This window comes from Rhodococcus rhodochrous (genome assembly GCF_900187265.1).
GTDB lineage: Bacteria > Actinomycetota > Actinomycetes > Mycobacteriales > Mycobacteriaceae > Rhodococcus > Rhodococcus rhodochrous.
Genome location: NZ_LT906450.1, coordinates 4,346,517 through 4,370,560 on the forward strand (window position 1 = coordinate 4,346,517; position 24,044 = coordinate 4,370,560).

The 24,044-nt window shown below is 69.9% G+C and carries 18 protein-coding genes; 10 read left to right on the forward strand and 8 right to left on the reverse strand.

What is annotated here, in order from left to right; genetic code table 11:
- The first annotated feature begins 242 nt into the window (after window positions 1–242).
- A complete protein-coding gene (locus CKW34_RS19970; protein ID WP_059384609.1) occupies window positions 243–1,892 on the forward strand; it encodes a flavin-containing monooxygenase in 1,650 nt (549 codons plus the stop codon).
- Window positions 1,893–1,919: 27 nt separating this feature from the next.
- Here CKW34_RS19970 and CKW34_RS19975 read toward each other — a convergent pair whose 3' ends face one another.
- The 3 genes from CKW34_RS19975 to CKW34_RS19985 are packed head-to-tail and all read right to left on the reverse strand — an operon-like array spanning window position 1,920 to window position 4,411.
- Window positions 1,920–2,744, reverse strand: a complete 825-nt coding sequence (locus CKW34_RS19975) for an SDR family NAD(P)-dependent oxidoreductase (protein ID WP_059384610.1) — start codon at window positions 2,742–2,744, stop codon at window positions 1,920–1,922.
- A 24-nt stretch (window positions 2,745–2,768) separates the two neighbouring features.
- Window positions 2,769–3,602 (reverse strand): mycofactocin-coupled SDR family oxidoreductase, encoded by an 834-nt coding sequence (locus tag CKW34_RS19980; protein ID WP_059384611.1) that lies wholly within the window; start codon window positions 3,600–3,602, stop codon window positions 2,769–2,771.
- Window positions 3,602–4,411: a mycofactocin-coupled SDR family oxidoreductase gene (locus tag CKW34_RS19985; protein ID WP_059384612.1), complete on the reverse strand. Its 810-nt coding sequence runs from the start codon at window positions 4,409–4,411 to the stop codon at window positions 3,602–3,604. Before CKW34_RS19985 ends, CKW34_RS19980 begins: the two co-directional genes overlap by 1 nt.
- A gap of 207 nt (window positions 4,412–4,618) precedes the next feature.
- Here CKW34_RS19985 and CKW34_RS19990 point away from each other — a divergent pair, with 207 nt between their 5' ends.
- The 4 genes from CKW34_RS19990 to CKW34_RS20005 all read left to right on the forward strand — a co-directional run bounded on the left by CKW34_RS19990 (window position 4,619) and on the right by CKW34_RS20005 (window position 8,985).
- Window positions 4,619–5,791, forward strand: a complete 1,173-nt coding sequence (locus CKW34_RS19990; protein ID WP_059384627.1) for a Rieske 2Fe-2S domain-containing protein — start codon at window positions 4,619–4,621, stop codon at window positions 5,789–5,791.
- Window positions 5,792–5,834: 43 nt separating this feature from the next.
- Entirely contained in the window at window positions 5,835–7,016 is a 1,182-nt protein-coding gene (locus tag CKW34_RS19995; RefSeq protein WP_059384613.1) for an acyl-CoA dehydrogenase family protein, read from the forward strand.
- Between the two features lie 38 nt (window positions 7,017–7,054).
- Window positions 7,055–7,987, forward strand: a complete 933-nt coding sequence (gene bphC, locus CKW34_RS20000; protein ID WP_059384614.1) for a biphenyl-2,3-diol 1,2-dioxygenase — start codon at window positions 7,055–7,057, stop codon at window positions 7,985–7,987.
- A gap of 209 nt (window positions 7,988–8,196) precedes the next feature.
- Complete coding sequence (locus CKW34_RS20005; protein WP_059384615.1) at window positions 8,197–8,985, forward strand: IclR family transcriptional regulator; 789 nt, start codon at window positions 8,197–8,199, stop codon at window positions 8,983–8,985.
- A gap of 50 nt (window positions 8,986–9,035) precedes the next feature.
- Here the strand turns inward: CKW34_RS20005 and CKW34_RS20010 are convergent, their stop codons facing one another.
- Window positions 9,036–9,740 (reverse strand): PadR family transcriptional regulator, encoded by a 705-nt coding sequence (locus CKW34_RS20010; RefSeq protein ID WP_059384616.1) that lies wholly within the window; start codon window positions 9,738–9,740, stop codon window positions 9,036–9,038.
- Between the two features lie 151 nt (window positions 9,741–9,891).
- On the opposite strand from CKW34_RS20010, the gene CKW34_RS20015 reads away from it, so the two are divergent.
- Window positions 9,892–10,146 (forward strand): hypothetical protein, encoded by a 255-nt coding sequence (locus tag CKW34_RS20015; RefSeq protein WP_016695946.1) that lies wholly within the window; start codon window positions 9,892–9,894, stop codon window positions 10,144–10,146.
- Window positions 10,147–10,173: 27 nt separating this feature from the next.
- Here the strand turns inward: CKW34_RS20015 and CKW34_RS20020 are convergent, their stop codons facing one another.
- From CKW34_RS20020 to CKW34_RS20035, 4 genes are all read right to left on the reverse strand, one after another.
- Complete coding sequence (locus CKW34_RS20020; RefSeq protein WP_016695945.1) at window positions 10,174–10,932, reverse strand: MerR family transcriptional regulator; 759 nt, start codon at window positions 10,930–10,932, stop codon at window positions 10,174–10,176.
- A 98-nt stretch (window positions 10,933–11,030) separates the two neighbouring features.
- Complete coding sequence (locus CKW34_RS20025) at window positions 11,031–12,488, reverse strand: dynamin family protein (protein WP_059384617.1); 1,458 nt, start codon at window positions 12,486–12,488, stop codon at window positions 11,031–11,033.
- On the reverse strand, window positions 12,485–14,302 hold the full coding sequence (locus tag CKW34_RS20030; protein WP_059384618.1) for a dynamin family protein: 1,818 nt from the start codon (window positions 14,300–14,302) through the stop codon (window positions 12,485–12,487). The genes CKW34_RS20025 and CKW34_RS20030 overlap by 4 nt, the downstream gene beginning before the upstream one ends.
- Before the next feature lie 70 nt (window positions 14,303–14,372).
- Entirely contained in the window at window positions 14,373–16,370 is a 1,998-nt protein-coding gene (locus tag CKW34_RS20035; RefSeq protein ID WP_059384619.1) for an IniB N-terminal domain-containing protein, read from the reverse strand.
- 264 nt (window positions 16,371–16,634) lie between these two features.
- Between CKW34_RS20035 and CKW34_RS24820 the strand changes: the two genes are divergently transcribed.
- The 4 genes from CKW34_RS24820 (at window position 16,635) to CKW34_RS20055 (ending at window position 23,992) form a co-directional block, all read left to right on the forward strand.
- Window positions 16,635–18,452, forward strand: coding sequence for an Hsp70 family protein (locus tag CKW34_RS24820; protein ID WP_064059957.1), 1,818 nt, complete (start codon window positions 16,635–16,637; stop codon window positions 18,450–18,452).
- A 9-nt stretch (window positions 18,453–18,461) separates the two neighbouring features.
- Window positions 18,462–20,939 (forward strand): LuxR C-terminal-related transcriptional regulator, encoded by a 2,478-nt coding sequence (locus CKW34_RS20045; protein WP_059384620.1) that lies wholly within the window; start codon window positions 18,462–18,464, stop codon window positions 20,937–20,939.
- A complete protein-coding gene (locus CKW34_RS20050) occupies window positions 20,930–22,522 on the forward strand; it encodes an Hsp70 family protein (RefSeq protein ID WP_059384621.1) in 1,593 nt (530 codons plus the stop codon). The genes CKW34_RS20045 and CKW34_RS20050 overlap by 10 nt, the downstream gene beginning before the upstream one ends.
- A 138-nt stretch (window positions 22,523–22,660) precedes the next feature.
- Window positions 22,661–23,992 carry a S1 family peptidase gene (locus tag CKW34_RS20055; protein WP_059384622.1) on the forward strand — a complete coding sequence of 444 codons (1,332 nt, stop codon included), beginning with the start codon at window positions 22,661–22,663 and terminating at the stop codon, window positions 23,990–23,992.
- The last annotated feature ends 52 nt before the right edge of the window (window positions 23,993–24,044 follow it).

The window sequence follows — 24,044 nt, forward strand, 5'->3', positions numbered from 1 at the left end:
GTGCGCTCAAGTTGTCTGACTCATCCAACGGCAGGTCGCGGATTTTTGTTCCGATCGTGACGTAGATCACTTCCGCGTCGGATCGCGCTGTTCTGCCGCTCCCCTGCCGTCCCCGGAAACGACCCGCTGGGCGGGAAAGACCGGTGCCCCGCCCGTTCCACCCGCCCTAGCGTGAGGCCACTTCATGAACCTCCGTGTCCGTTCCGGGACCGGACTGTTCGCGCTCGTGGAAGGACTCCAAGTTGAACGGCCAGCATCCCCGATCCGTCGTCACCGCACCTGATGCCACCACCGGGACCACGTCGTACGACGTCGTCGTGGTCGGGGCCGGCATCGCCGGTCTCTACGCGATCCACAGATTCCGCAGCCAGGGCCTGACGGTCCGCGCGTTCGAGGCAGCGTCGGGGGTGGGCGGGGTCTGGTACTGGAACCGCTACCCCGGCGCGCGCTGCGACGTCGAGTCGATCGACTACTCCTACTCCTTCTCCCCCGAACTCGAGCAGGAGTGGAACTGGAGCGAGAAGTACGCCACCCAGCCCGAGATCCTCGCCTACCTCGAGCACGTCGCCGACCGGTTCGACCTGCGCCGCGACATCCGGTTCGACACCCGCGTCACCTCCGCGGTCCTCGACGAGGAGGGCCTGCGCTGGACCGTGCGCACCGACCGCGGTGACGAGGTCTCCGCCCGCTTCCTCGTCGTGGCCGCCGGGCCGTTGTCTAACGCGAACACCCCGGCCTTCGACGGTCTCGACCGCTTCACCGGCGACATCGTCCACACGGCCCGCTGGCCCCACGACGGCGTCGATTTCACCGGCAAGCGCGTCGGCGTGATCGGCACGGGATCGTCGGGCATCCAGTCGATCCCGATCATCGCCGAGCAGGCCGAGCAGCTGTTCGTCTTCCAGCGCTCGGCGAACTACAGCATCCCCGCCGGCAACGTGCCGCTCGACGACGCCACCCGCGCCGAGCAGAAGGCGAACTATGCCGAGCGACGCCGGCTGTCCCGGGAATCCGGCGGCGGCTCCCCGCACCGGCCGCACCCGAAGTCGGCACTCGAGGTGTCCGAGGAGGAACGCCGCGCCGTCTACGAGGAACGCTGGAAGCTCGGCGGCGTCCTCTTCTCCAAGGCGTTCCCCGACCAGCTCACCGATCCGGCTGCCAACGACACCGCCCGTGCGTTCTGGGAGGAGAAGATCCGCGCGGTCGTCGACGATCCTGCGGTCGCCGAACTGCTGACCCCCAAGGACCACGCCATCGGCGCCAAGCGCATCGTCACCGACAGCGGGTACTACGAGACGTACAACCGCGACAACGTCGAACTCGTCGACCTGCGCAGCACCCCGATCGTGGGCATGGACGAGACCGGCATCGTCACCACCGGCGCGCATTACGACCTCGACATGATCGTCCTCGCGACCGGCTTCGACGCCATGACCGGTTCGCTCGACAAGCTCGAGATCGTCGGCCGCGGCGGTCGCACCCTGAAGGAGACGTGGGCGGCCGGCCCGCGGACCTATCTCGGGCTCGGCATCGACGGCTTCCCCAATTTCTTCAACCTCACCGGCCCCGGCAGCCCGTCGGTCCTCGCGAACATGGTGTTGCACTCCGAACTCCACGTCGACTGGGTCGCCGACGCGATCGCCTATCTCGATGCGCGCGGCGCCGCCGGTATCGAGGGCACGCCGGAGGCCGTCGCCGACTGGGTGGAGGAATGCCGCAACCGGGCCGAGGCGTCGCTGCTGAACTCCGCGAACTCCTGGTACCTCGGCGCGAACATCCCGGGTCGGCCCCGCGTGTTCATGCCCTTCCTCGGCGGCTTCGGCGTCTACCGCGAGATCATCACGGAGGTGGCCGAATCCGGTTACAAGGGGTTTGCGATCCTCGAGGGCTGACGCCCCGGACGGAGGGTTCGGGATCGATCAGTTGCGTCCGTCGAACAGTGCGTCCGGGCGCAACCGATCGGTCAGCACCCGGGCCCGCTTGGCGGCGAGCCGGTCGAAGGACTCCGGGTGGGTGAGGATCCAGAAGTCGTCGCGCCCGATGCCGTCGAACAGCAGTCGCGCGGCGTCGTCGGGGGTCATCCCCTCCCGGATCTGTTCACGCCAGAACCCGGCGTCGGCGGCGGACGCCTCGTGGTCGGGAAGGTCGTCGAAGATGCGCGTGGCGACCTGCCCTGGACTGAACACCGACACGCCGATCTGCGGATACGCCTCGGCACATTCGAGATACAGGCATTCGGTGAGCGCCTGGACACCGTGCTTCGACGCCGCGTAGGCCGTCATCCGCGGGGTGATCGCGATGCCGCCCACCGAGCACGTGTTCACGATGTGCGACCGTCGCGGGTCGGCGCCCATCCTCGGGACGAACGACCGGATGCCGTGGTAGACGCCCAGCAGGTTCACGTCGATCACGCGCCGCCACTCGCCGACGGGCACCTCCCAGGTATATCCGAGCGATTCGAGGCCGGCATTGTTGAGCAGCACTGTCACCGAACCGAATTCGGCATACGCGGCATCGGCCAGAGCGTCCACCGCAGCGGCATCGCGCACGTCGGTGGGCACCGTGAGCGCTGCGCATCCGTCGGCCCGCAGGTCCGCGGCGACCGCGTCGAGGCGCTCGGCGGAGATGTCGGCGAGCACGACGTTCATGCCGAGGGCTGCGGCCCGCCGGGCGGCGCTCTCCCCGATCCCGCTGCCCGCTCCGGTCACGACGGCGGTACCGTCCTTCAGGTCTTCCGGTCGCACGATGTCTCCTGTTCGACGCAGCGATTACTTGACGCAGTGCCCGGCGTCGACGGGCAGGGTGACACCGGTGATGTAGCGGGACTCCTCGGATGCGAGGAACAGGCTCGCGTTCGCGATGTCCTCGGGTTCGATCAACGGCACCGGAAGCAGGTGCATCGACTGCAGGGCCGTCTCGAACTGCTCCCGCGTCGGGTTCTCGACACCCGGGCAGAAGGTGCGCATCGTGGCCGGGTTCTCCACCATCGTGGTCCGGGTGTTGGCGGGGTGGATCGTGTTGACCCGCACCCGATGCGGAGCGAGTTCGTTGGCGAGCGACTTCATCAACCCCACGACACCGTGCTTGGCGGCGGTGTAATGGCCGACGCTCACGAGCCCGCGCAGACCCGCGATCGAACTGACGAGCACGATCGAGCCCCCGCGACCACCGGCCACGATGTGCGGGATCGCGGCCTTGCACGTGCGCCACACGCCGGTGAGGTTGACGTCGAGCATGGTCTGCCAGCGTTCGGAGTCCATCTCCGTCGCCCGGCCCGACGAGCTGATCCCCGCGGTCGCGCACACGACATCCAGCCGGCCGAGCGCCGTGACCCCCTCCGCCACCGCGTCGTCGAGTGACGGCTGATCGCGCACGTCCACCTCGAAGGCACAGATCTTCCGGCCGAGCGATTCGACAAGTCGCACGGTCTCGGCGAGGTCGGCGGGTGACGCGCCGGGAGTGGTCGCGTGGTCCACCGGGGCGCACACGTCGACGGCGACGATGTCGGCGCCTTCCTGCGCGAACCGCACCGCCTGGGCGCGTCCCATCCCCCTCGCCGCGCCGGTGATCAGCGCGACCTTGCCGTCCAGACGTCCACTCATCACGCCACCTTCTGGGTCAGACCGCCGTCGACGACCATCTGCAGGCCGGTGACGTAACGGGATTCGTCGGATGCGAGGAAGAGCACCGCGTTGCTCACGTCGACCGGTTCGACCCACGGCACACGCAGTAGCGTCTTCGTCGACAGCACCTCCGCGACGTCGTCGGCGGTGGGCGCCTCGAGGTCGGGGCGCAGCCGCGCGAAGGTCGCGGGGTTGAGCGTCATCGGTGTCGCCGCCGCACCCGGATGAACGGTGTTGACGCGGATCGCCCGCGCCCCGAGTTCGTTCGCCAGGGTCTTGGCCAGGCCCGTGACCGCGTGCTTGGCCGCCGAGTAGTGCGACGCGCCCGGAACGGCCTTGATCGCGGCGGTGGAGCTGACGATGATCACCGATCCACCGGCGGGATCGAGTTCGGCGACACCGGCTTTGACGGTGTGCCAGGTACCGGTGAGGTTGACGTCGATCGATCGGTTCCAGATCTCGTCGTCGATCTCCCAGGACGGGCCCGGATTGTCGCTGATGCCGGCGTTCGCGACGACGACGTCGAGCGGCCCGAGCTCGGACACTCCGGCGCGGACCGCCGCGACCACCGCGTCGAGGTCGCGGACGTCCGCCGTGCCGGTGACGATCCGGCGCCCCGTGGCGCGTACGAGGCGGGCGGTCTCGTCCAGTTCCGCCTCCGTGCGGCCGCCCGGCAGGTCCAGCGCGACGATGTCGGCACCCTCCTCCGCCAGCCGCGTCGCACATGCGCGCCCCAGCCCACCTGCGGCGCCCGTGATCAGCGCGACCTTCCCGGTCATCCGTGCCATGAACGTTCCTTTCGCCGTGATGTGCCGCGACGCTAACGACCGCGGGTGTTCCCTCGGGAGGGCTTCTCCCGTGTGACGGGAGGCCTGTTCTGCCCGCCGGTTCGTCGCATTCCATCCAGCGGGAGACACGCTTCACACGGCGAGTGGCCGACGAGTTCCATGAGGCGCATCACAAGTCTCTCCACCACTGACGGCACGGAGGAATTCATGTCCATCGACACCGCACGGTCCGGTTCGGACGACGACGTCGAGATCCGCGAGATCCAGGCTGCGGCCGCTCCCACCCGCTTCGCACGGGGCTGGCACTGCCTCGGCCTGCTCCGAGACTTCCAGGACGGCAAGCCGCACTCCATCGAGGCCTTCGGAACCAAGCTGGTCGTGTTCGCCGACAGCAAGGGGCAGCTCAACGTCCTCGATGCCTACTGCCGGCACATGGGTGGCGACCTGAGCCGCGGCGAGGTCAAGGGCGACTCGATCGCGTGCCCGTTCCACGACTGGCGCTGGAACGGCAAGGGCAAGTGCACCGACATCCCCTACGCCCGGCGCGTCCCGCCGATCGCGAAGACCCGCGCCTGGACGACCCTCGAACGCAACGGCCAGCTGTACGTCTGGAACGACCCGCAGGGCAATCCGCCGCCGGAGGATGTCACCATCCCGGAGATCGCCGGTTACGGCACCGACGAGTGGACGGACTGGAGCTGGAAGAGCCTGCGCATCAAGGGCTCCCACTGCCGTGAGATCGTCGACAACGTCGTCGACATGGCGCACTTCTTCTACATCCACTACTCGTTCCCGCGCTACTTCAAGAACGTCTTCGAGAGCCACACCGCCACGCAGTACATGCACTCGACCGGTCGTGAGGACGTCATCTCCGGCACCAACTACGACGACCCCAACGCCGAACTGCGTTCCGAGGCAACCTATTTCGGTCCGTCGTACATGATCGACTGGCTCGAATCCGATGCCAACGGCCAGACCATCGAGACCATCCTCATCAACTGCCACTACCCGGTGAGCAACAACGAGTTCGTGCTGCAGTACGGCGCGATCGTCAAGAAGCTCCCGGGGGTGTCGGACGAGATCGCCGCCGGGATGGCCGAGCAGTTCGCCGAGGGCGTGCAGCTCGGTTTCGAGCAGGACGTCGAGATCTGGAAGAACAAGGCACCCATCGACAATCCGCTGCTGTCCGAGGAGGACGGCCCGGTCTACCAGCTGCGTCGCTGGTACCAGCAGTTCTACGTCGATGTCGAGGACATCACCGAGGACATGACCAAGCGCTTCGAGTTCGAGATCGACACCACCCGGGCGGTCGCGAGCTGGCAGAAGGAGGTCGCGGAGAACCTCGCGAAGCAGGCCGAAGGCTCCACCGCGACCCCCTAGAGCCCCTCGTCGCATCCCCCACCCCACCAGAAGGAACACGATCATGAGCTACGAAGTCCTGGCCGGCATCGAGGCCGCGGCCGACGACATCTTCCTCGAAGGCATCGAGGCCGAACGGATCGGCAAGGTCGCCGACGCGACCGTCAAGCGCATGAAGGAGTCCGGCTCCATCCGCATGCTGCAGCCCAAGGAGCACGGCGGTTTCGAGTCGCATCCGCGCGAGTTCGCCGAGACGGTCATGCGGATGGCGTCGCTCAACCCCTCGGGCGGCTGGGTCCACGGCATCGTGGGCGTGCATCCCTGGCAGCTCGCGTTCGCCGATCCCAAGGTCCAGCAGGAGGTCTGGGGCCAGGACCAGGACACGTGGCTCGCGTCGCCGTACATGCCGGGCGGCATGTGTGTGCCGGTCGACGGCGGTTACAAGTTCTCCGGCAAGTGGTCGTTCTCCTCGGGCACCGACCACTGCGACTGGGCGTTCCTCGGCGCGATGGCATGCAATCCGGACGGCAGCGTGCAGATGCCGCCGCGCATGCTGCACGTGATCATCCCGCGGTCCGACTACCGGATCATCGACGACTCGTGGGACGTCGTGGGTCTGCGCGGGACGGGATCGAAGGACGTCGTCGTCGAGGACGCGTTCGTGCCCGACTACCGCGTCATGGATTGCGACGAGGTCATCGACGGCACCGCCGTCCGCAAGTACGGCCGCACCGAGTCGCTGTACCTGATGCCGTGGTCGAACATGTTCCCGCTCGGGATCACCTCTGCCACCATCGGCATCTGCGAGGGTCTGCTGCACCACGCCAACGAGTACCAGCGCGAGCGCATCAACCCGCAGGGCACGGCGGTCAAGGACGATCCCTACACCCTGTTCGCGATCGGTGAGGCCACGGCGAAACTGCGGTCGGCCCGGGATTCGCTGCTCGCCAACGTCGATCGCATGTGGGACATCGTCGATTCCGGGAAGACGCCGACCTTCGAGCAGCGTGCTCTCGGCCGCGAGACCCAGGTGAACGCCGCCTGGCAGGCCGTCACGGCCGTCGACCAGGTCTACGCCCGGTGCGGCGGCAACGCCCTGCGGATGGACAAGCCGATGCAGCGTTTCTGGCGCGATGCACACGCCGGTCTGCACCACGCGATCCACGTCCCGGGCACGGTCTACCACGCGGCGACGCTGAGCGGCCTCGGCGTGGACCCGCAGGGTCCGCTGCGGGCGATGATCTGACCTTCCCCCACATCCGAACCGACAACGGAGACAACAGTATGAGCAAGTTCGACGCCGGAAGTTTCGGCACCGACATCCGCGGTCTGGGATACGTGAAGATCCAGACGAACGACATGGAGCGCTGGCGGAAGTTCGCGTTCGAGGTCCTCGGCTTCGCCCAGGGGTCCGGGCCGGAGGAGAACGCGCTGTACCTGCGCATGGACGAGCGCAGCGCGCGCATCGTGGTGGTGCCGGGCGAGGACGACCGGGTCGTCACGATCGGCTGGGAGGTCCGCGACCGCGCGGCCCTGGCACGCGTCCAGGCAGCCGTCGAGGGGGCCGGAGTGGCGGTCAAGCCGCTGTCGGTCGAAGAAGCCGACCTGCGCCGGGTGGAGGAGGTCATCACCTTCCAGGATCCGAGCGGCGCGACCCTCGAGGTCTTCCACGGCGCGGTGCTCGACCACAGCCCGGTGGTCACGCCGTTCGGCGCGAAGTTCGTGACGGGCGCGCAGGGACTCGGCCACGTCGTCCTGCCGGTCACCGACATCAACGGCACCTTCGACTTCTACACCGAGGTTCTCGGCTTCCTGCCGCGCGGCGCCTTCCGGTTGCCGGCACCGCCGGAGTTCGGGCCGATCCGCCTGCGCTTCCTGGGGGTCAACCAGCGCCACCACAGCCTCGCGCTGATTCCCGCCCCGCACGGCGGCGCTCCGGGCCTGATCCACCTCATGGTCGAGGTCGACACCCTGGACGCGGTCGGCCAGGCTCTCGACCGGGTCGTCAAGGACGGTTTCTCGGTGTCGTCGACGCTGGGCCGCCACACCAACGACAAGATGGTGTCGTTCTACGTCCGCGCCCCCGGTGGCTGGGACATCGAGTTCGGTACCGACGGGCAGCTCGTGGACGAGACGTTCTACACGTCCGAGGAGATCACCGCCGACAGCTACTGGGGCCACGACTGGTCCGGTAGCGAGCCGCTCGCCGCCATGTAGCACCACCCTCTGCGCACCACCGCACAACTGCAGATCGCTCCCCGAAGAGGGGGAACCCCGTCCACGAGGACAGCGGGTTCCCCCTCTTCGGTGTGCAATCTCGGTGATCCACTTCACAAATGTGCGCGCATGTGTCACTATTTCTAATAGAAAGACCCACGTCATTTGGGTTTCGTGGCGATTCTCGCCCCTGATCGAGGGAGATATCGGTGACCGCACCCGCGACTGCAGACTCCACCCCCACCGCGATCCTCGAACGGATCTCGCTCGTCCTGGACGCCTTCGACGGCCCCGGACGGCTCACGCTCGCCCAGGTCGTCAGGCGAACCGGGCTACCCCGCTCGTCCGCCCATCGGATGCTCGAACGACTCGTCGAGATGCGGTGGCTGCGCCGCGAGGGCCGCGACTACGAGCTCGGCACCCGCCTCATGGAGCTCGGCTCGATCGCTGTCCACCAGAACCGCCTGCACAGCGCCGCCGCTCCGATCCTGCACGACCTGCACCGCGCCACCGGCTACGTCGTGCACCTCGGCGTACTCGACGGGCCCGACGTGCTCTATCTCGACAAGGTCGGTGGCCGGCTCGCCACGGAGCTGCCCACCCGCGTCGGCAGCCGCTATCCCGCACGCAATTCCGCGATCGGCAAGGCCCTGCTCGCCTACACCCCGCCCAGCACCGACGACCTCACCGAGCTCACCCCCGAACTGCGCAAGGTCCGCGAGACGGGCGTGGCGTACGAGGTGGCGCGGATCTCCGGCGGGATCGGCATCATCGCCGTCCCGATCGGCCCCGTCGGTGATGTCGTCGCCGCCCTGTCCATCTGCGGACCGACCAGCCACGTCAAGTTCGACCATCGCCACGCCGCCCCGGTCCGTATGGCAGCGAACGCGATCCACCGATCTCTCTCAGGACGCCCCCGCGCTGCGCAGGTCGTGCCGCGAGCGCACCACCCGGGCCTGTCCGCAGCGACGGCACAGCCCCGCCTGCAGTACGCCTGAGGGCGCTCCGCTCTGCCCGGACGGTCCCCGCACCGGGCGGAGCGGCCGACTCAGCTGCGCTCGCGCCGTTCGAGACCCAGCACGAAGTCCTCCACGTCGCGCCAGGACCCGGCGACCTCCGGAACAGGATTGCCCAGTTCGTCACGGGCCCGGACGGACGAGAAGGTCTCGGCCGCCTCGTCGATGTCGGCCAGTACCTGTTTCGCCAGATCGATCTCGGCCTGGAAGTAGCGTTCGGCCCAGATCAGGCTCATCCGGGAGAACGCCCATGCGGGTTCGCGGTTGGCGTGATCGCCGTGCAGCTTCGCCTGCTCCCGCATGGTCTCCATGTTCTCGATGTGCGACCGGACGAGCTTCTTCAGCTCGTCGGGCTCGTTGAGATGTCCCATCCACAGACGCAGCATGAGACCGTGCTTGAGGACCGGTTGTTCGACGGGCGCAGCCCGCGACCAGTTCCGCACGGCACGGGTGCCACGTTCGGTGATGCGGTAGACCCGCCGGCCACGCTCCCCCGGCTCGGAGATCATCTCCGACTCGGCCAGCCCCGCCGCCTCGAGCTTCTTGAGTTCGGCGTAGATCTGGCTGACGGACGGACTCCAGTAGAAGAAGCCGATGCTCCAGTCCGCCCACTTCTTCAGGTCGTAACCGGTGAGTCCCTCACCGAAGGTGAGCATGCCCAGAACGGCCCAACTCGTGGCGGGCAACGACGGGTAGCTGTCGTCGGAAGCGTCGGCGACAGGCTCGATCTCGGGCATGATCGAAGCCTAACAGCCCAGGTAGATGAGGGTGCACCGCGCTGGATACCGCCCGCTGAGCGGAACACGGTCTCCCGTTCCGTGGGAGAACGGGAGACTCGGCCGGTCGCCGCAACTACCGTCGCTGTCACAGCCCCCAGGAGGTCCGATCATGGAAAGCGTCACCTGCAACCACTGCAGCAATCGCGTCCTCGTCGAGAAATACAGCGAGGCACACACCAGCATCCAGTGGCTCGACGACGCCGACAGCGTCTGCCCCGAGTTCGCGCGGGCCCGCACCGCCCAGGAAGGCCGTGCCTGGATCCCCACCTGCCACAAACTGCAGCAGACGATCGACGACCTGATCGTCTCCGGCCAGATCGGCCTGTCGCTGCGCAGCTATCCGGTACCCGGCCGCCTCGAATGACGCGGAGCGCGGCCGGGATCCGCCGGATCACATCCCCCGCGCCTCGTTCGCCTTCGTGATGAACTCGATCTGTTCACGACTCGGCCCGCAGAACTCCTGCTCGATCTGCTGCGCGTTGTCCTCGTGCATGCGGTAGAGGCTGTCGCGTAGGCCCTCGTCGCCGCCGTGGAACTGCTCGAGCAGACCCATCCATTGCCGTGCCATCTCCTGGGCCTCGGGAGAAGCCGGATCCATCCCCGCACTCAGTGCAGCGTCGACACGTGGGATGAGCTCCTGCCACGACGCCTCCGCCGCCGTGATGACGTCGTCGCCCAGCCTTGCGCGTCGTTCCGCGAGGTCTGCGATCTGTCCCTTGTCGAAATACTTCTCGAAGACGTCGTCCACTTCGATCACTCCTCGGATCACCTGAAGGAAGTCGGCGACCGATGCATCCGGCGACGTTCGGACCGTGCGGGAGAGCATCTCGACCTGGGCGCGCAGCGTGCGGGTTGCCGCGAGCTGATCGTCCAGGTAGGCACGGTGCGCATCGAGGATCTCCGACAGCGAGGTGTCACCGTCGGTGACCGTGGCGATCGCGTCCAGCGACAGCCCGAGCTGACGCAGCACCAGCACCTGGTACAGCCTCTCGACGTCCGGCTCCTCGTACAACCGGTGACCCGACGCCGTCCGGCCCGACGGCCGCACGAGGCCTATGTCGTCGTAGTGATGCAGGGTCCGCACGGTCAGGCCCGTCTCCGCTGCGAGACGCCCCACCTTCCATTGCTGTCCGGAACGTGTCTGCTGCATCGTCCACCCACTTCCACCGGCACTCCGTGTACCGGCACGATCGACGCTATGACCTCACGTTACGTGAGGTGCAAGCCGATCGTCCGGCTACAACTCGTCTACCGGCCGGCTCCCGCGACCAGCCCCTCCGCACTGCGCGCCGCCACCGCTGCGGCCTTCGCGGTGAACGGATCGAGCAGCGGATACTCTGCGCGGGATCGCCAGTGCCGCACCGCGTCGACGGCTGCCGCGCGGATCTCGGCGGGCGACGCGTCGTCGGTGAGTCCGAGGCGCCGGGTGGCGCCGATCCCGGATCCACCGACCACACGCTGCAGCGCCAGGACCTCCTCGTCGGGCAACGACACCGACGCCGACCGCAGTCTGCCCAGCAGGCGGAGTTCGGCGAAGCCGTGGTCGTCGGCCAGTTCGCGTCGCACGGCTCCCAGCAGGTCGTGATCGCCGCACGCGTGCAGCACCCGTTCGAGCGCCAGCAGCGCCGAATGGGTCTTGAGCTGATCGGCGCGCTGACCGAACTGCACGTCGATGACCTGACGCAGCTCGTCGAGCCCGCTGCGCGCGACGAGTTCGGCGGCGAGCGAAGGTGAATCGCGCGCGCCGAGCTGCACGAGCAGAACTGCGGTGCGGATGCCGAACAGACCGAACCGGTCGACGAGACGTGCCCGCATCCCGGGGTCGACGGGCAGGTCGACGTCGGGCCGCGCGAAGCGGTCGGCCGACAACATCGCGACCTGCAGTTGGTCCGACGGCATCCGGGCGAGCGCCTCGAAGGCCGCGAACTCGTTCTGCCGCAACGTTCGTGCGGCGAGCGCGAGCAACCCGGCGACCGGCACGACCGCCTGGCACAGTCCGGTGCGTTCGAGTTCGTCGGTGAACCTCGCCGCGACCTGCTTCGCCGACATCATCGCGTCGGCGCGACCGGCACCGACCTCGTCGGCACGCGAGACCACGCCGACGATGCCGAGCGGCCCCGATCCCCCGCCGACATGGCGGCCGATCCGTTCGAGGAACTCGACGTCGGCGGCGCCGAGCGAACGCATCAGGTAGACGGCGGCGTCGGCACCCGAGGCCGATTCCTCCGGGGTGAGCAGCGCCAGGGTCCGCGCCGACACGTCCTGCGACAGCGACGACGTGCCCGGGGTGTCGATGATGGTGGTCTGCGCCAGCGCGCTGGCGGGCCATTCGACGTCGATGAAGTCGACGCGGTCGGCGGTGAGTTCGCCGAGGTCGAAGGTCAGACGCCCGTCGGGACGGTGCACGGGCACCGGCATGCGGCGCTCCCCGTCGTACCAGGCGTTCACCGACGGCACGGGCCCGTTGCGGTACCAGGTGACGACGCGTGTGCACTCCGTCGCATCGGTGGGCGCGATGTCCTGCCCCACAAGCGCATTGAGCAGAGTCGACTTGCCGGCCTTGAGCGATCCGGCGAGCGCGACCCGCAGCGGCTGATCGAGTCGCGCGGCGCAGTGGTCGAGCCGGTCCGCGACGGCCGGGTTCCCGCCGTACGACGCGCGTGCCCGGTCGAGCAGGTCGCGGGCGCGCGCGAGGGCCGGGGTCACGCCGACACTCCCGCGAGTTCCGCGGCGCGCTCGCGCAATCGGCTCAGTTCCGCGACCTGCGTGTCGAGTTCGCCGATCCGACGCCGGCGTTCCTGTTCCTGCACGGTCGCGGCCTGACGGGTCGCTTCGAGCGACTCGTCGAGCGAACGCAGTGTCTGTTCGGCGATCTCGGTGAAGTGATCGCGCAACTGCCGCTGGATGAGGCGGAGCCGGTCCTTGGATTCCTTCCCGACCTGGAAGCTCACGTCGTCGGTGAAGGCGCGGATCGCGTTCTTCGCGTCGGCGCGGCGTCTGGCGAGCCGGACCTGCTTGTCGTCGCGATACGCCTTGGTGCCCAATACGACTCCGGCTCCCACCGAGATCGGGTTCACGAGCGCCATCCCCATCAGGGTGGTGACGAGACCGAACATCAGCACGCCACCGTAGGAACCCTTCATGCCGACGAGCACCTTCTGACCGATGCCGATCCGGCCGGACTCGAGATCGGACAGGTTCTCGACGGGATCGAGCAGCGTCGACAGGTCGCCGAGATGCAGCGACGGCAGGGATGCGTCGTCGAGCGCGAAGTGCTCCGCCACCCTGCCGGCGAGGATCCCGGCGCGTTCGTGCGCCCACACGAAGTTGTCGCCGACCGATTCGGCGACCTGCTCGGCGAGCCACTGCCCCAGCCGGGGCCATTCCTTGCCCGGATCACACTCGTCCACGGACGCTTCGGCGTCGCGGGTCACTGTGCGCAACCGGTCGCGCAGGTCGTGGTCGATGTCGGCCGCGAGATCGGCGATGCCGTCCGACAACGTGATCTGCCACCGCGCCGCCCGCGTCCGCAACGCCTCGGTCGCGGCACGCGCCCGGCGCAGGTCCTCGATCGCGGCGTTCCCGGATTCGGGGTCGCGCAGCGCAGCGAGTTCGCTCTCGCAACCGAGCGCGAGATGGTCGACGACGGTCTTCACGTCGTGTGCCACCGACAGGCGCGCCGAGTCGGCGTTGCGCGCGACGACCTGGTCGCGCAGGAAGTCGTAGATCGCGTCGAAGCCGGATTCCTGCTGCAGCGACGCATCGTCGGTGCGCAGGGCGTATTCGCGCAGCAGGGACGAGACGGGCAGCAACGGCAGGTCGAGCCCGGCGCGCTGCAGGTGTTCGCGGTCGGCGTCGACGATCGCGCGCCAGTGCGGATACATGTCGGTCTTGGTTACGAGCACCGCCGACGCCGGGCACAGTGTCTGCACCTGCCGCAGGAACGCCATCTCCGGAGCGGTGAACTCCTGGCTCGCATCCGAGACGACGAAAACCGCGTCCGCGGTGGCGAGGAGCGTCAATGTGGCTGCGGTGTGCGGATTTCCGTGCCCGCCCACACCCGGGGTGTCGACGAACACGAGCCCGTCGGCGAGCAGTGGACTCGGCACGCTCACCTCCAGCCGTTCGACGTCCCGGCCGGCACTGCGCGGCGCGACCTGCTGCAGGTCGTCGAAGGGAACGGCGATGCGCGGCGCCGAACCGGTCGGGACGAGTTCGGCCGACGGCTCCTGCCCGTGCTGCACGAGCGTGGGGACCGCGGTGGTCTCGTCGTCGCCGACGGAACACACCTCGAGGCCGAGCAGTGCGTTCACGAACCGGCTCTTGCCCTGGTTCAGTCCCCCGACGACGACCACCCGCAGTCGCGGGTCGGTGACCTTCGTGCGGGCGGCCGTCAGCCGGTCGGTGAGATCGTTGCGCCCGGCGCTGCGGGAGCGCGCGATCACGGAGTCGATCAGGTCGAGGAGCGCTCGGCGTCTCGAGGGATCGGATGGATGCTGCGTATCCGGTGAATGCTGCATGGGCTGCGTCGACTCGCCTTCCGTCGGTGCGGGCTCCGGCCATTATGTCCCGGAGCCCGCACCGCTGCGGTCAGGGCAGCAGTCCGTCGAGATCGGTGGAGTCGCCACCGGCGCCGAGCGAGGAGTCGCCACCGGCTCCGGCGAACAGACCACCACCGAGACCGGAGGTCGCGGTGAGGCCGCCCTCGCCGAACAGACCTGCAGCTCCCGAGGCGGAGCCGAAGACGTCCTCGCCGACCGACGCCCAACCCTCCGCACCACCCGACAGGGCCGTCCCCACCTGCGTGGACAGTTCGGCGCCGAGGTCGGCTGCGCTCTCCAGGCCGCCGGAGACACCGAGGTCGACTGCAGTACCCGGATCTGCTGCACCACCGAGATCGAGGGCGTTCTCGAAGTCGGCTGCCGTACCCAGGTCGACCGACGTTCCCAGTCCACCGGCCGCGCCGATCCCCGAATCGATCGCGGCGCCTAGGTCCGCGCCCACGTTCACTCCGGCCCCGAGTTCCGCCGCCGCGTCCAGCGCTCCGTCGAGGGCGTAGCCGAGCTGACCGGTGGCTTCGGCACCGGCGCCGAGGCTGCCGCCGATCGTTGTCGCGAGCTGCGAGCCGAGATCCGCACCCGCATCGACGGGCACCGACCCCGCGGCCGTCTCGAGTGCACTGCCGAGCTGCAGGCCGAGCTCGGCGCCTGCCGAACCACCGGTCGCGAAGGTCGAGCCGAGGACGGACGACAGGTCCGTTCCGAGGCTCGTCCCCGCCTGCACGGTCGAATCGACGGTCGCGCCGATATCGGTGGTCGAGCCGATGGCGACGTTCAGCGCGGACGACAGTTCGGTGGTCGCGGTGGTCTCGAGGCCCAGCGCGCCGCCGAGCACCCCACCGACCACCGTGCCGAGGTCGATGCCCGCACCGGTCTCCGTATCGATCTCACCACCACCGGAGAGGACCGCGTCGAGGTCGACGCCGCCGAGCAGGCCACCGTGCGCACCGCTCTCGATGACGGTCCCCAGCGCGGCACCGAGATCGGCCGCAGCGCCGCCGCCCGCTCCGAGCAGGGCCGAGAGGGACGCACCGAGACCGAGGGTCGCGCCCACGCCGGCGTCGAGACCGGCGGCGAGGTCGGTTCCCAGGCCGGCACCGAGATCGGCCACACCACCGAGGACACCGCCCAGGCTCGTGCCGAGCGCACCGGTCAGTTCCGTGCCCACGCCGAGCACGCCCCCGAGTGTCGTGCCGAGCGCGACACCGAGTTCGGCGCCGCCGTCGAGGGCCGCGGTGAGCTCGGTCGAGAACGCGCCCCCGGCGTCGACGGCAGATTCCAGCAGGCCACCGAGGGCGAGGCCGATATCGGCACCGAGCGTGCCCCCGATACCCAGTGCTCCTTCGAGGGTGGTCGCGAGGTCGGCGCCGAGACCGCCCGAGGCCTCGACGGCCGCATCGATCGCGGCGGCGAGATCGGCGGCGGCACCGACACCCAGGCCCAGTCCGCCTTCGAGCGCTCCGCCCACAGCGCCCCCGATGCCGAGGGCTCCACCGAGGTCGAGACCCGCGCCGAGTGCACCGCCGAGTGCCGCACCCAGGGAAGCGCCGAGCTCGCCACCGGCTTCGAGCGCCGCTCCGAGTTGTGCACCGAGGTCGGCGACGACCCCGGTCTGCGCGTCGAGGTTCAGTCCGCCACCGAGACCCAGGCCCCCACCGAGTCCTGCCCCGACACCGAGGCCCAGGCCGGCGGCGCCACCGAGGCCCACTGCTCCACCCAGGCCCGCCGCTCCACCCAGGCCCGCCGCTCCACCCAGGCCCACTGCTCCACCCAGGCCCGCCGCGGCGGTACCGGCGATCGACGCTCCGACGTTCGCGGCACCGTTCAGCGCTGCGGTCAGTTCGGCGGCGGTCCCGGCGAACAGACCGCTGTCCGCGACCAGCGGGGCGACGGCGACGATGTCGGCGTGGCACACGTCGTCCAGTCCGGCTTCGGCGAGGACGGCCTCGGGGTTGCTGCAGTACCGGGCGAGTTCCTTCTCGTCGCGGAACAGGCCGAGGATGAAGTCGAGTACGGCGTTGGTGGCCATCGCGTGTCTCCTGAGTCGTGGGGATCTGGGAACGACGCTACGAATCCGCGGGTCACGGGCACAGGGGGTGCGGCCCCCTGTCTGCCGTCGACCGTTAGGGGATCGGGGTGCGGGGGCATCGGGGTCGTTAGGGGATCGTCCCCACGATCGGGCCGGTGGGCGGTGTGGGAGCTAACAGGTCACGGGGTGGGAACGACAGGCTCATCGAGACCGAACGGTGGAACGAGATCGCGGACCTGTGTCCGCCAGAACCCGGGAGCATGCATGTATTCAGGACTCGGCGTCACGATCGGGGCGGCCAATTCGGTGGCCCTCACCGTGCTCGACCAGCCCCGATCCGGCGATCCCAGCGTTCTGTCGGTCCCCACCGAACTCCATCTCCCCGAGGACGGAGCCCCCGTCCTCGGCGCCCCGACCCCCGGTGCGCAGGCGTTCTCCGGCTATGCGGCCCGGGTCGGCGATCCGGTCGGCATCCTCGCCGAGGACGGCTCCACCTACCTCGGTGAGGATCTCGTCGCGTCAACCGTGGCCTGTCTGCAGTACCGCACCGGCACCTCCGATGTGCCGACGATGCTGGCGCATCCCGCCGCGTGGTCGGCGCACACCGTCGAGGCCCTGCAGGCGGCGCTCGTCCGCGCCGGCGTGACCGCAGGGACGATCCCCGAACCGATCGCGGCGGTGCGCTGGCTCGACGCCACCCACGGTCCGCTGGGGGACGACGTGACGGTGGTCTACGACCTCGGTGCGCGCAGCCTCGACGTCGCCGTCGTGCAGGGCGGGACGCATCCGACGCTGTTGGGCCGACCGCTGAGCAGCGACGACGTCTCCGGCGACCACCTCGACCATCTCGTCACCACCTATCTGCTGGGAACGCTCGGCGAGGACGCGGCCGACCTCGACCCGTTCGATCCCGCGACCGTCGCGGCCCTCGCCGATTTCCGTGCTCGGTGCCGCGCGGCGAAGGAGGCACTGTCCAGCGACACCGAGACGGTCGTGCCGGTCGCGCTGCCGGGCCTGCACCGCGACCTGCGTCTGGTGCGCAGCGAGTTCGAGGAGTTCGCCCGGGAGCCGCTGGAGACGTCGCTCGCCGTGGTGCAGGATGCGATCCGCGGGGCCGGGCTCGACCGGTCGGACATCGCACACGTGCTGTTGATCGGTGGTGGCTCGTCCACCCCGCTCGTCGCCGAACTGATCTCGTCGGAGCTGGGTCTGCCGATCGTCTCGTCGGCGCGACCGGCCTTCACCGCAGCGCACGGAGCCGCGCTCGCAGCGGCCGCGGTCGGTGCCCCGACTGCCGCGGCGCCGGTGGCGCCTCCTGCACCTGTCGTCGACGACGAACCCGAGACCGTCGCACTGCCGGTGGTGCCCGCCGCGGAGGCGCAGCTTGTCGCTGCAGCGCATCGGCCCGCAGTCGTCGACACCGCGACCGGCACACCCGCACGCGCCCGTTCGTTCGCGCTGGTGGGTGCCGCTGTCGCCGCCGTCGTCGTCCTCGCCGGGGGCGGGCTGGCGATCGGCACCCTGTCGTCGGAGGCCGAGACGCCCGGTTCGGAGGTACGTCCGTCGAGCGAGATCGTGGCCGGGAACCCGACGACCACCACGACCGTCCCCGGTACGACCGTCCCCGGCACGACCGGCGCGCAGCCGTCCGAGTCGGGAACCGTCGTCCCGGTCCGGGTGCAAGGCCCGGACGGGACCGTGACTGCTGTCCCGGTCGCCGCGACGCCCGCTTCCGGTACCGCACCCACCGGCGCTGTACCTGCACCGGACCCGACCGCACCCGCACCGGCGACACCCGGGGAGACGACGCAGGCACCCGAATCGGCACCGCAACCGGCTCCCGCCCCGGCACCGGCGCCCGCTCCTGCGCCGGCACCGCAACCGACCGCACCCACCGCACCGAATACGGGTGGCAGCCGCGTCGGCGACGCCCTGTCGGGCGCAGGTCAGGGTGCGGGCGCGGTCGTCGAGGGTGTCGGTAACGGCGTGGGCCGGGTGCTCGACGGCACCGGCAACGTGGTCGGGGGTGTCCTCGACGGCACGGGGCAGGTCGTCGGCGGACTGCTCGGAACCGGACGCTGACCGATCCCGATGACGTCCGCTCCCGCCCCTCCGCGACGCCCGGTCCCCAGGGAGGTCACGCGTGCCCTGACCGCGGCCGCTCCCCCGCGACTGCTGCTCGTCGGCGGCACCGGAACCGGGAAGTCCGCAATCCTCGCTTCGCTCCGAACCGATTTCGCCGACACCCGCATCGTCGACGACGCACACCGCATGACCGCCGCGGAACTGCAGGAGCTCGTCGACCACATCCGGGATGCACCGACGGGGATCGTCGTGGCCACCGAAGCCCGACCGCACCGAGCCGAGATGCGCTCGCTGACCGCAGCGTTCACGGGAAGCGGGACGGTGGTGGAACTGGGGTCGTGGACACCTCGTGAGATCGCCGGTCGCGCGGCGTCGTTCGAGCTCCGGCTCGCACCGCCCCAGGTGCGTGCCCTGCACCGCCTCACGGGCGGCGTACCGCATCTCGTCGACACCGCCCTCGACGCCGTGCGGACGGAGAGCGTTGTCCGGCGGGCCGTCGAGGAAGCGATCCGCCGGCAGCTCCTCGCGGATCTCGATCTCACCGCAGCTCTGGCGCTCGTCGACCTCGGCGCGGCGCTCGATCCCGGCGAACTCGCCGCCGTGCTCGACATCCCTGTCGAGCGCGCTCTCGATCTCGTCGATGCGGCCCGTGCGAGTGGTCTGCTCGGCGCCGATGCCGCGAGCCTCACCACCGGGGCGAGCGGTGCGCCCGCGGCGGCCCTGGGACGGCACAACCTGTTCGTCGTCGCGCGTCGCCTCCTCGCGACTCGTCTCGATGCCGGAACGCTGACGCCGCAACTCGCCCGCGGCCTCGCGACGATCGGCCTCACCGACCCGCATCTCGCCGAGCGACTCGTCGCGTTCGCAGCCGACGCGCCGCCCCGCGAGGCCGCGGATCTTCTCGACGCCGCCGTACCCGCGGGAGCCGATCCCGCGACCCTTGCGGTGCGGCGAGCCGAAGTCGCCTTCGCGGCAGGGGATCTCGAGCGAGCCGAACAGATCACCGACCGGTTGCTCGACCGCGTCGACACGGCGGACGTCGACGACCTGCGCGCCGCCACCCGGATCTCCGCGAGCATCGCCGCGCATCGCGGCATGCTCGACCGCAGTGCCGACCTGTTCGAATGGCTCGGTCCCGAACGGGTCGGTACGGACGCTCCCCTCGCCGCCACCGTGCTGCTCGCCGCCGGACGACCCTCGGCCGCAGAACGTCTCCGCGGTGCCGCCACCTCGGGTGCGCCGACCTCTGCGGCCTCCGCCGCACGACTGCTCGAGGAGGGCCTGCGCGAATCCGTCGGCGGCGACGGCCGGATCGCGATGAACCGCCTCGCCCGCGCATTGACGAGCCTCGGCTCCGACGGGCCGCTGCGCGCCTGGCCCGACACGGTCGACGCCGTCGCCGCACTGCTGTGCCTGCACTCGGGCGAACTCGGGCACGCACGCGCGATCCTCGACCGTCCGGAGACTCCCACCGTCCGCAATCGCATCCTGGTGGCGTGGACCGAGATGCTCGGCGGTGATCTCGCAGCCGCGGCGGCGACCGCCGAAGCCGTCGCTCCCGAAGTGACCGGGCAGCGCGACCTCCTCTTCTTCCACGCCTTGCAGGTCGGGTTGGCGCGACGCAATGCCGACCTCGGAGCGTTGACGGTGCGGTGGCAGGCCGCGCAGTCGGTCGTGGCCGAGTACTCCGTCGACCTGTTCGGGCTGCTGCCGTTGGGCGAACTGTGGCTGGCCGCCGTCCGCCTCGGGGAGTCCGCGCGGGTCGCGCACCTCGTCGCCGCTGCCCGCGTACTGCTCACCACCCTCGGTGAGCCACCGCTGTGGGGCGCGGCGCTGCACTGGTACGGGGTGCAGGTCGCGATCGCCGCGGACCGGCCGGCCGACCTCGTCCCGCACGCCCGCGCGCTGGCCCTGGCCGCGGAGACCACCGCCTACGCCGCGGTGCTCGCGCGGGCCGGGCACGCCTGGCTCTCCGTACTGCGCGGTGAGGTCGACGCGACGCGCATCCGCGAAGCGGCCGAGGCCCTCGCGTCCGTGGGTCTTCCGTGGGACGGCGCGAAGCTCGCGGGAGAAGCAGCGCTGCGGGCGGACGACACCACTGTCGCCACCGGATTACTGCAGGTCGCGCGGACGATCCGGCAGGACGGCCCGGCCGGTCGCGCACCGGTCGACATCGCCCCCGACACTCCCCCGGGCGATCCGGACGAATCACCCCTCGGTGCACGGGAGAAGCCGGGTGCACTGTCCGAGCGAGAGGCGCAGGTGGCCGACCTGGTGGTTTCGGGCCTCACCTACCGGGAGGTAGGAAACCACCTGTACATTTCCGCGAAGACCGTGGAACATCATGTCGCCCGTATCCGGCGCCGACTCGGTGCCGGTTCCCGCTCGGAGCTCCTGTCACTGCTTCGGGCCATGGGGCACGGCGCAGATGTACCCCGTCACACACACTCCGACCGGAATGGAGGCAAGCCGGCATGTCCGTAGGCGTAGGCCTGAGGGTGGGGACCACCGTGTCGTCGGTTGCGGTCACCTCACCGACGCCGGGACGGCCGGACCCCGCACCGATCGAGCGGTTCACCGCCGTCCACCTGCACTCCGACGGCACCGCAACGCTCGGAGACCACGACGTCGTCGACGGCCACACCAGTTCCTTCACCGGCTTCGTCGACCGCCTCGGCCACTCCGGTGGTGTCCGCGCCAACGACGGTTCGCTCTCCCGCGCCGAAGACCTCGTCGCCACGGCCATGGAATGCCTCCTCGCCGACGCAGCCTCCCTCATCGGCGACACCCCGTACACCGCAGTGGCGACGCACCCCACCGACTGGCCGAGCTCGACGGTCGCGGTGCTGCGCAACGCCCTCGACTACGTCGGATTGCGTCACGTCTCGCTCGTCTCCGACGCCGAGGCCGCCGCGGCATGGTTCGAATCGCAGGTCGCGCACCAGACCGGACGACTCGTCGCGGTCTATCACATCGACCCGCAGGGCTCGACCGTCACCCTCGTGCGCTCGGGAGTCGCGGCGGGTAAGGCATTCCGGTACCCCGAAGGCGACGCCCCGTCGGTCGCTGCGCAGCTCTCGTCGGCGCTCGGCGCGTTCGGCTGGCTCGTGAGCAACCTCGACGCCATCGTCGTCACGGTCGACGAAGCGGTCGACCCGAGCGCCGCGCAGCTCGTCGCGCAGTCGGTGAAGACCGGACTCGGCGTGCGGTGCGCCCTGGCGCCCGAGCCGCACCAGACGATGGTGCGCGGCGCTGCTCTCGCCGCGGCCGCAGGCTCGGTCGACCTCCTCGGGTCGACGCAGATCCTGCCCACCGCCAAGCTCGCCGAACCGCGACGCAGCGAACTCGACCCAGAGATCACCGCGGTGATCTCGAAGATCACGGCGACTCCCCCTCCGGGTGCCACGCCCGCTCCCGCCGCGACGCCCGCGGCGAACACGTCGAAGGCGACGGTCGCCGCCGTCGCGGTCGGAGAAACCGCCGACGAGAAGCCCTCGGGTCGCTCGTCGAAGGTCACGGCCATCGCGGCAGCCGCGGCGATCGCGCTGCTCGTGGGCGTCGGCGCGCTGGTGTTCGGACTGCGGGACTCTCCGACGGCCACCGCGGGAACGCAGGTCGCCGAGACCCCGACCGCACCCGCGACCACGACGACCTCGAAGGCGCGCCCCGCACCGGCTCCCCGCAGCACCGAGGAGACCACCACCGAGGAGTCGACCGAGCCGGCCACCGCCGAGCAGACGGTCCCGGTGGCTCCGCCGGTCGTGCAGCAGACCTGGGTAGATCCCACCACCGGCACGAGCGAACAGTCCTCTTCTTCGTCGTCGTCGCCGGGCTCGACCACCTCCAGCACGTCCGACACGTCCTCGACCACGTCGAGCACAGGCTGGTCGAGGCGGAACCAGCCCAGTGATTCCTCGGGTGGCGGACGCGACAGAGGCGGCAGCGGTGGCGGGGACAGCAGCACCCCGACGACTCCGCCGACGTCCGATACGACCGATCCCGAGCCCTCCGAGGGACCGACACCGTCGGAGACTTCGGAGCCGTCGGAGACTGAGACCCCCAACTAGACAGCGCAGGTATCCCAGTGGTGACCTACGGCACTATCGGCGGTCGCCGGGCCGTCCCGTAGGCTGTCCCGCGGGTCGGCTCGCCGAATCCACGAAGCACCTGTTCAAGAGCACATCGAGCACACATGAAAGGCCTCCATGCGTCTCTCGTCGGCGTCGCGCGCCGCAGTCCGTTCCACCACCCGCCGCGTCGCAGTCGCAGCGGCCTCCGCGGTTCTGCTGGCAGTGCCCTTGAGCGCCACAGCGAGTGCCGCGCCCGCCGAACAGTTGCCTTCCGCTGAACTTCCCGCCGAACTCGTCGAGGCGATCCAGCGCGACCTGGGTCTGTCCCCCGAGGAGTATCTCGACCGGGCCGCCCGCGCGCAGGAGCTCGGCGACTACGCCCGCGACTTCCGTTCCGAGCACCCCTCCGAGTTCGCCGGTGCCTGGCTCGGCGAGGACGGCAAGCCGGTCATCGCCGTCACGAACCGCGAGGCCGCCGAGCGCGCCGCGCAGGACGGCTTCCACGCCACGGTCGCGCCGGTCTCGGCCGACGGACTCGAGCAGGCCCTCGCCGAATTGAACCGCTGGGTGGCAGGGCTCCCGCGCGAGGTGTCGTCGCAGATCAACTCCGCGTCGATCGATGTGCTCAACAACCAGATCGTCCTCGACATCGTGAACTCGCCGATCGGGCGCGCACTGAACCTGCCGTCGCTGGTGGCGAACGTGCAGGTCCAGCTGTCGCCGGGCATGCCGCCCAACGATCCGGCCCCGATGGGTGGCGACACCTACATCACCGCCGACGGCGACGTCCGCACCACGCCCATCGAGCGCATCGGCATCTGCTCGTTCGGCTTCAACGGTGTCGACGCCGACGGCAACGCCGTCAACCTCACCGCCGGTCACTGCGACGCCGTCGCCCGTGCCGACGGTGGTTCGACCGTCTACCTGCCCAACCGCGCGAACATCGACGAGAGCGTCCGGATCGGCAAGTTCACCGAGTCCACGGTGGGCACCGACAGCACCCTCGACTACGGCATCGTCTCGCTGGACGACGCCGGCGTCGAGGCCGGCCTCGATCGCCCGTCGGTCCGCGGCGGCAACGGTTCGACCCTCACGGTCACCGGCACGGCCGTTCCGGTCGTCGGGGCGCCCGTCTGCAAGTCGGGACAGTCCTCGTCGTTCACGTGCGGCCTCGTCGTCGCCGACCGCATCGAGACCCAGCTGACCTACGACTCGGGCTTCTCGAGCACCATCCGCGGCTTCGCGACCTCCGCCTGCACCCTCGCGGGTGACAGCGGTGGCGCGATCGTCACCGGCACCCTCGCCCTCGGCGTGATCAGCGGATCGAACAGCGCCGGCGCACCGAACTGCGTCGAGGCGAACCTGGTACTCGCGCCCAACGGTGGTACCTCCAGCCTCGGCATTCCGATCCAGGAGATCGAGAACGCCACCGGCACCCGAGTCCGTACTGCGGCGAACCCGGCATAAAGGCCGGAACCGTCCGGTCCGTTCGTCACAACAGTCACACGAGTCTCATCCG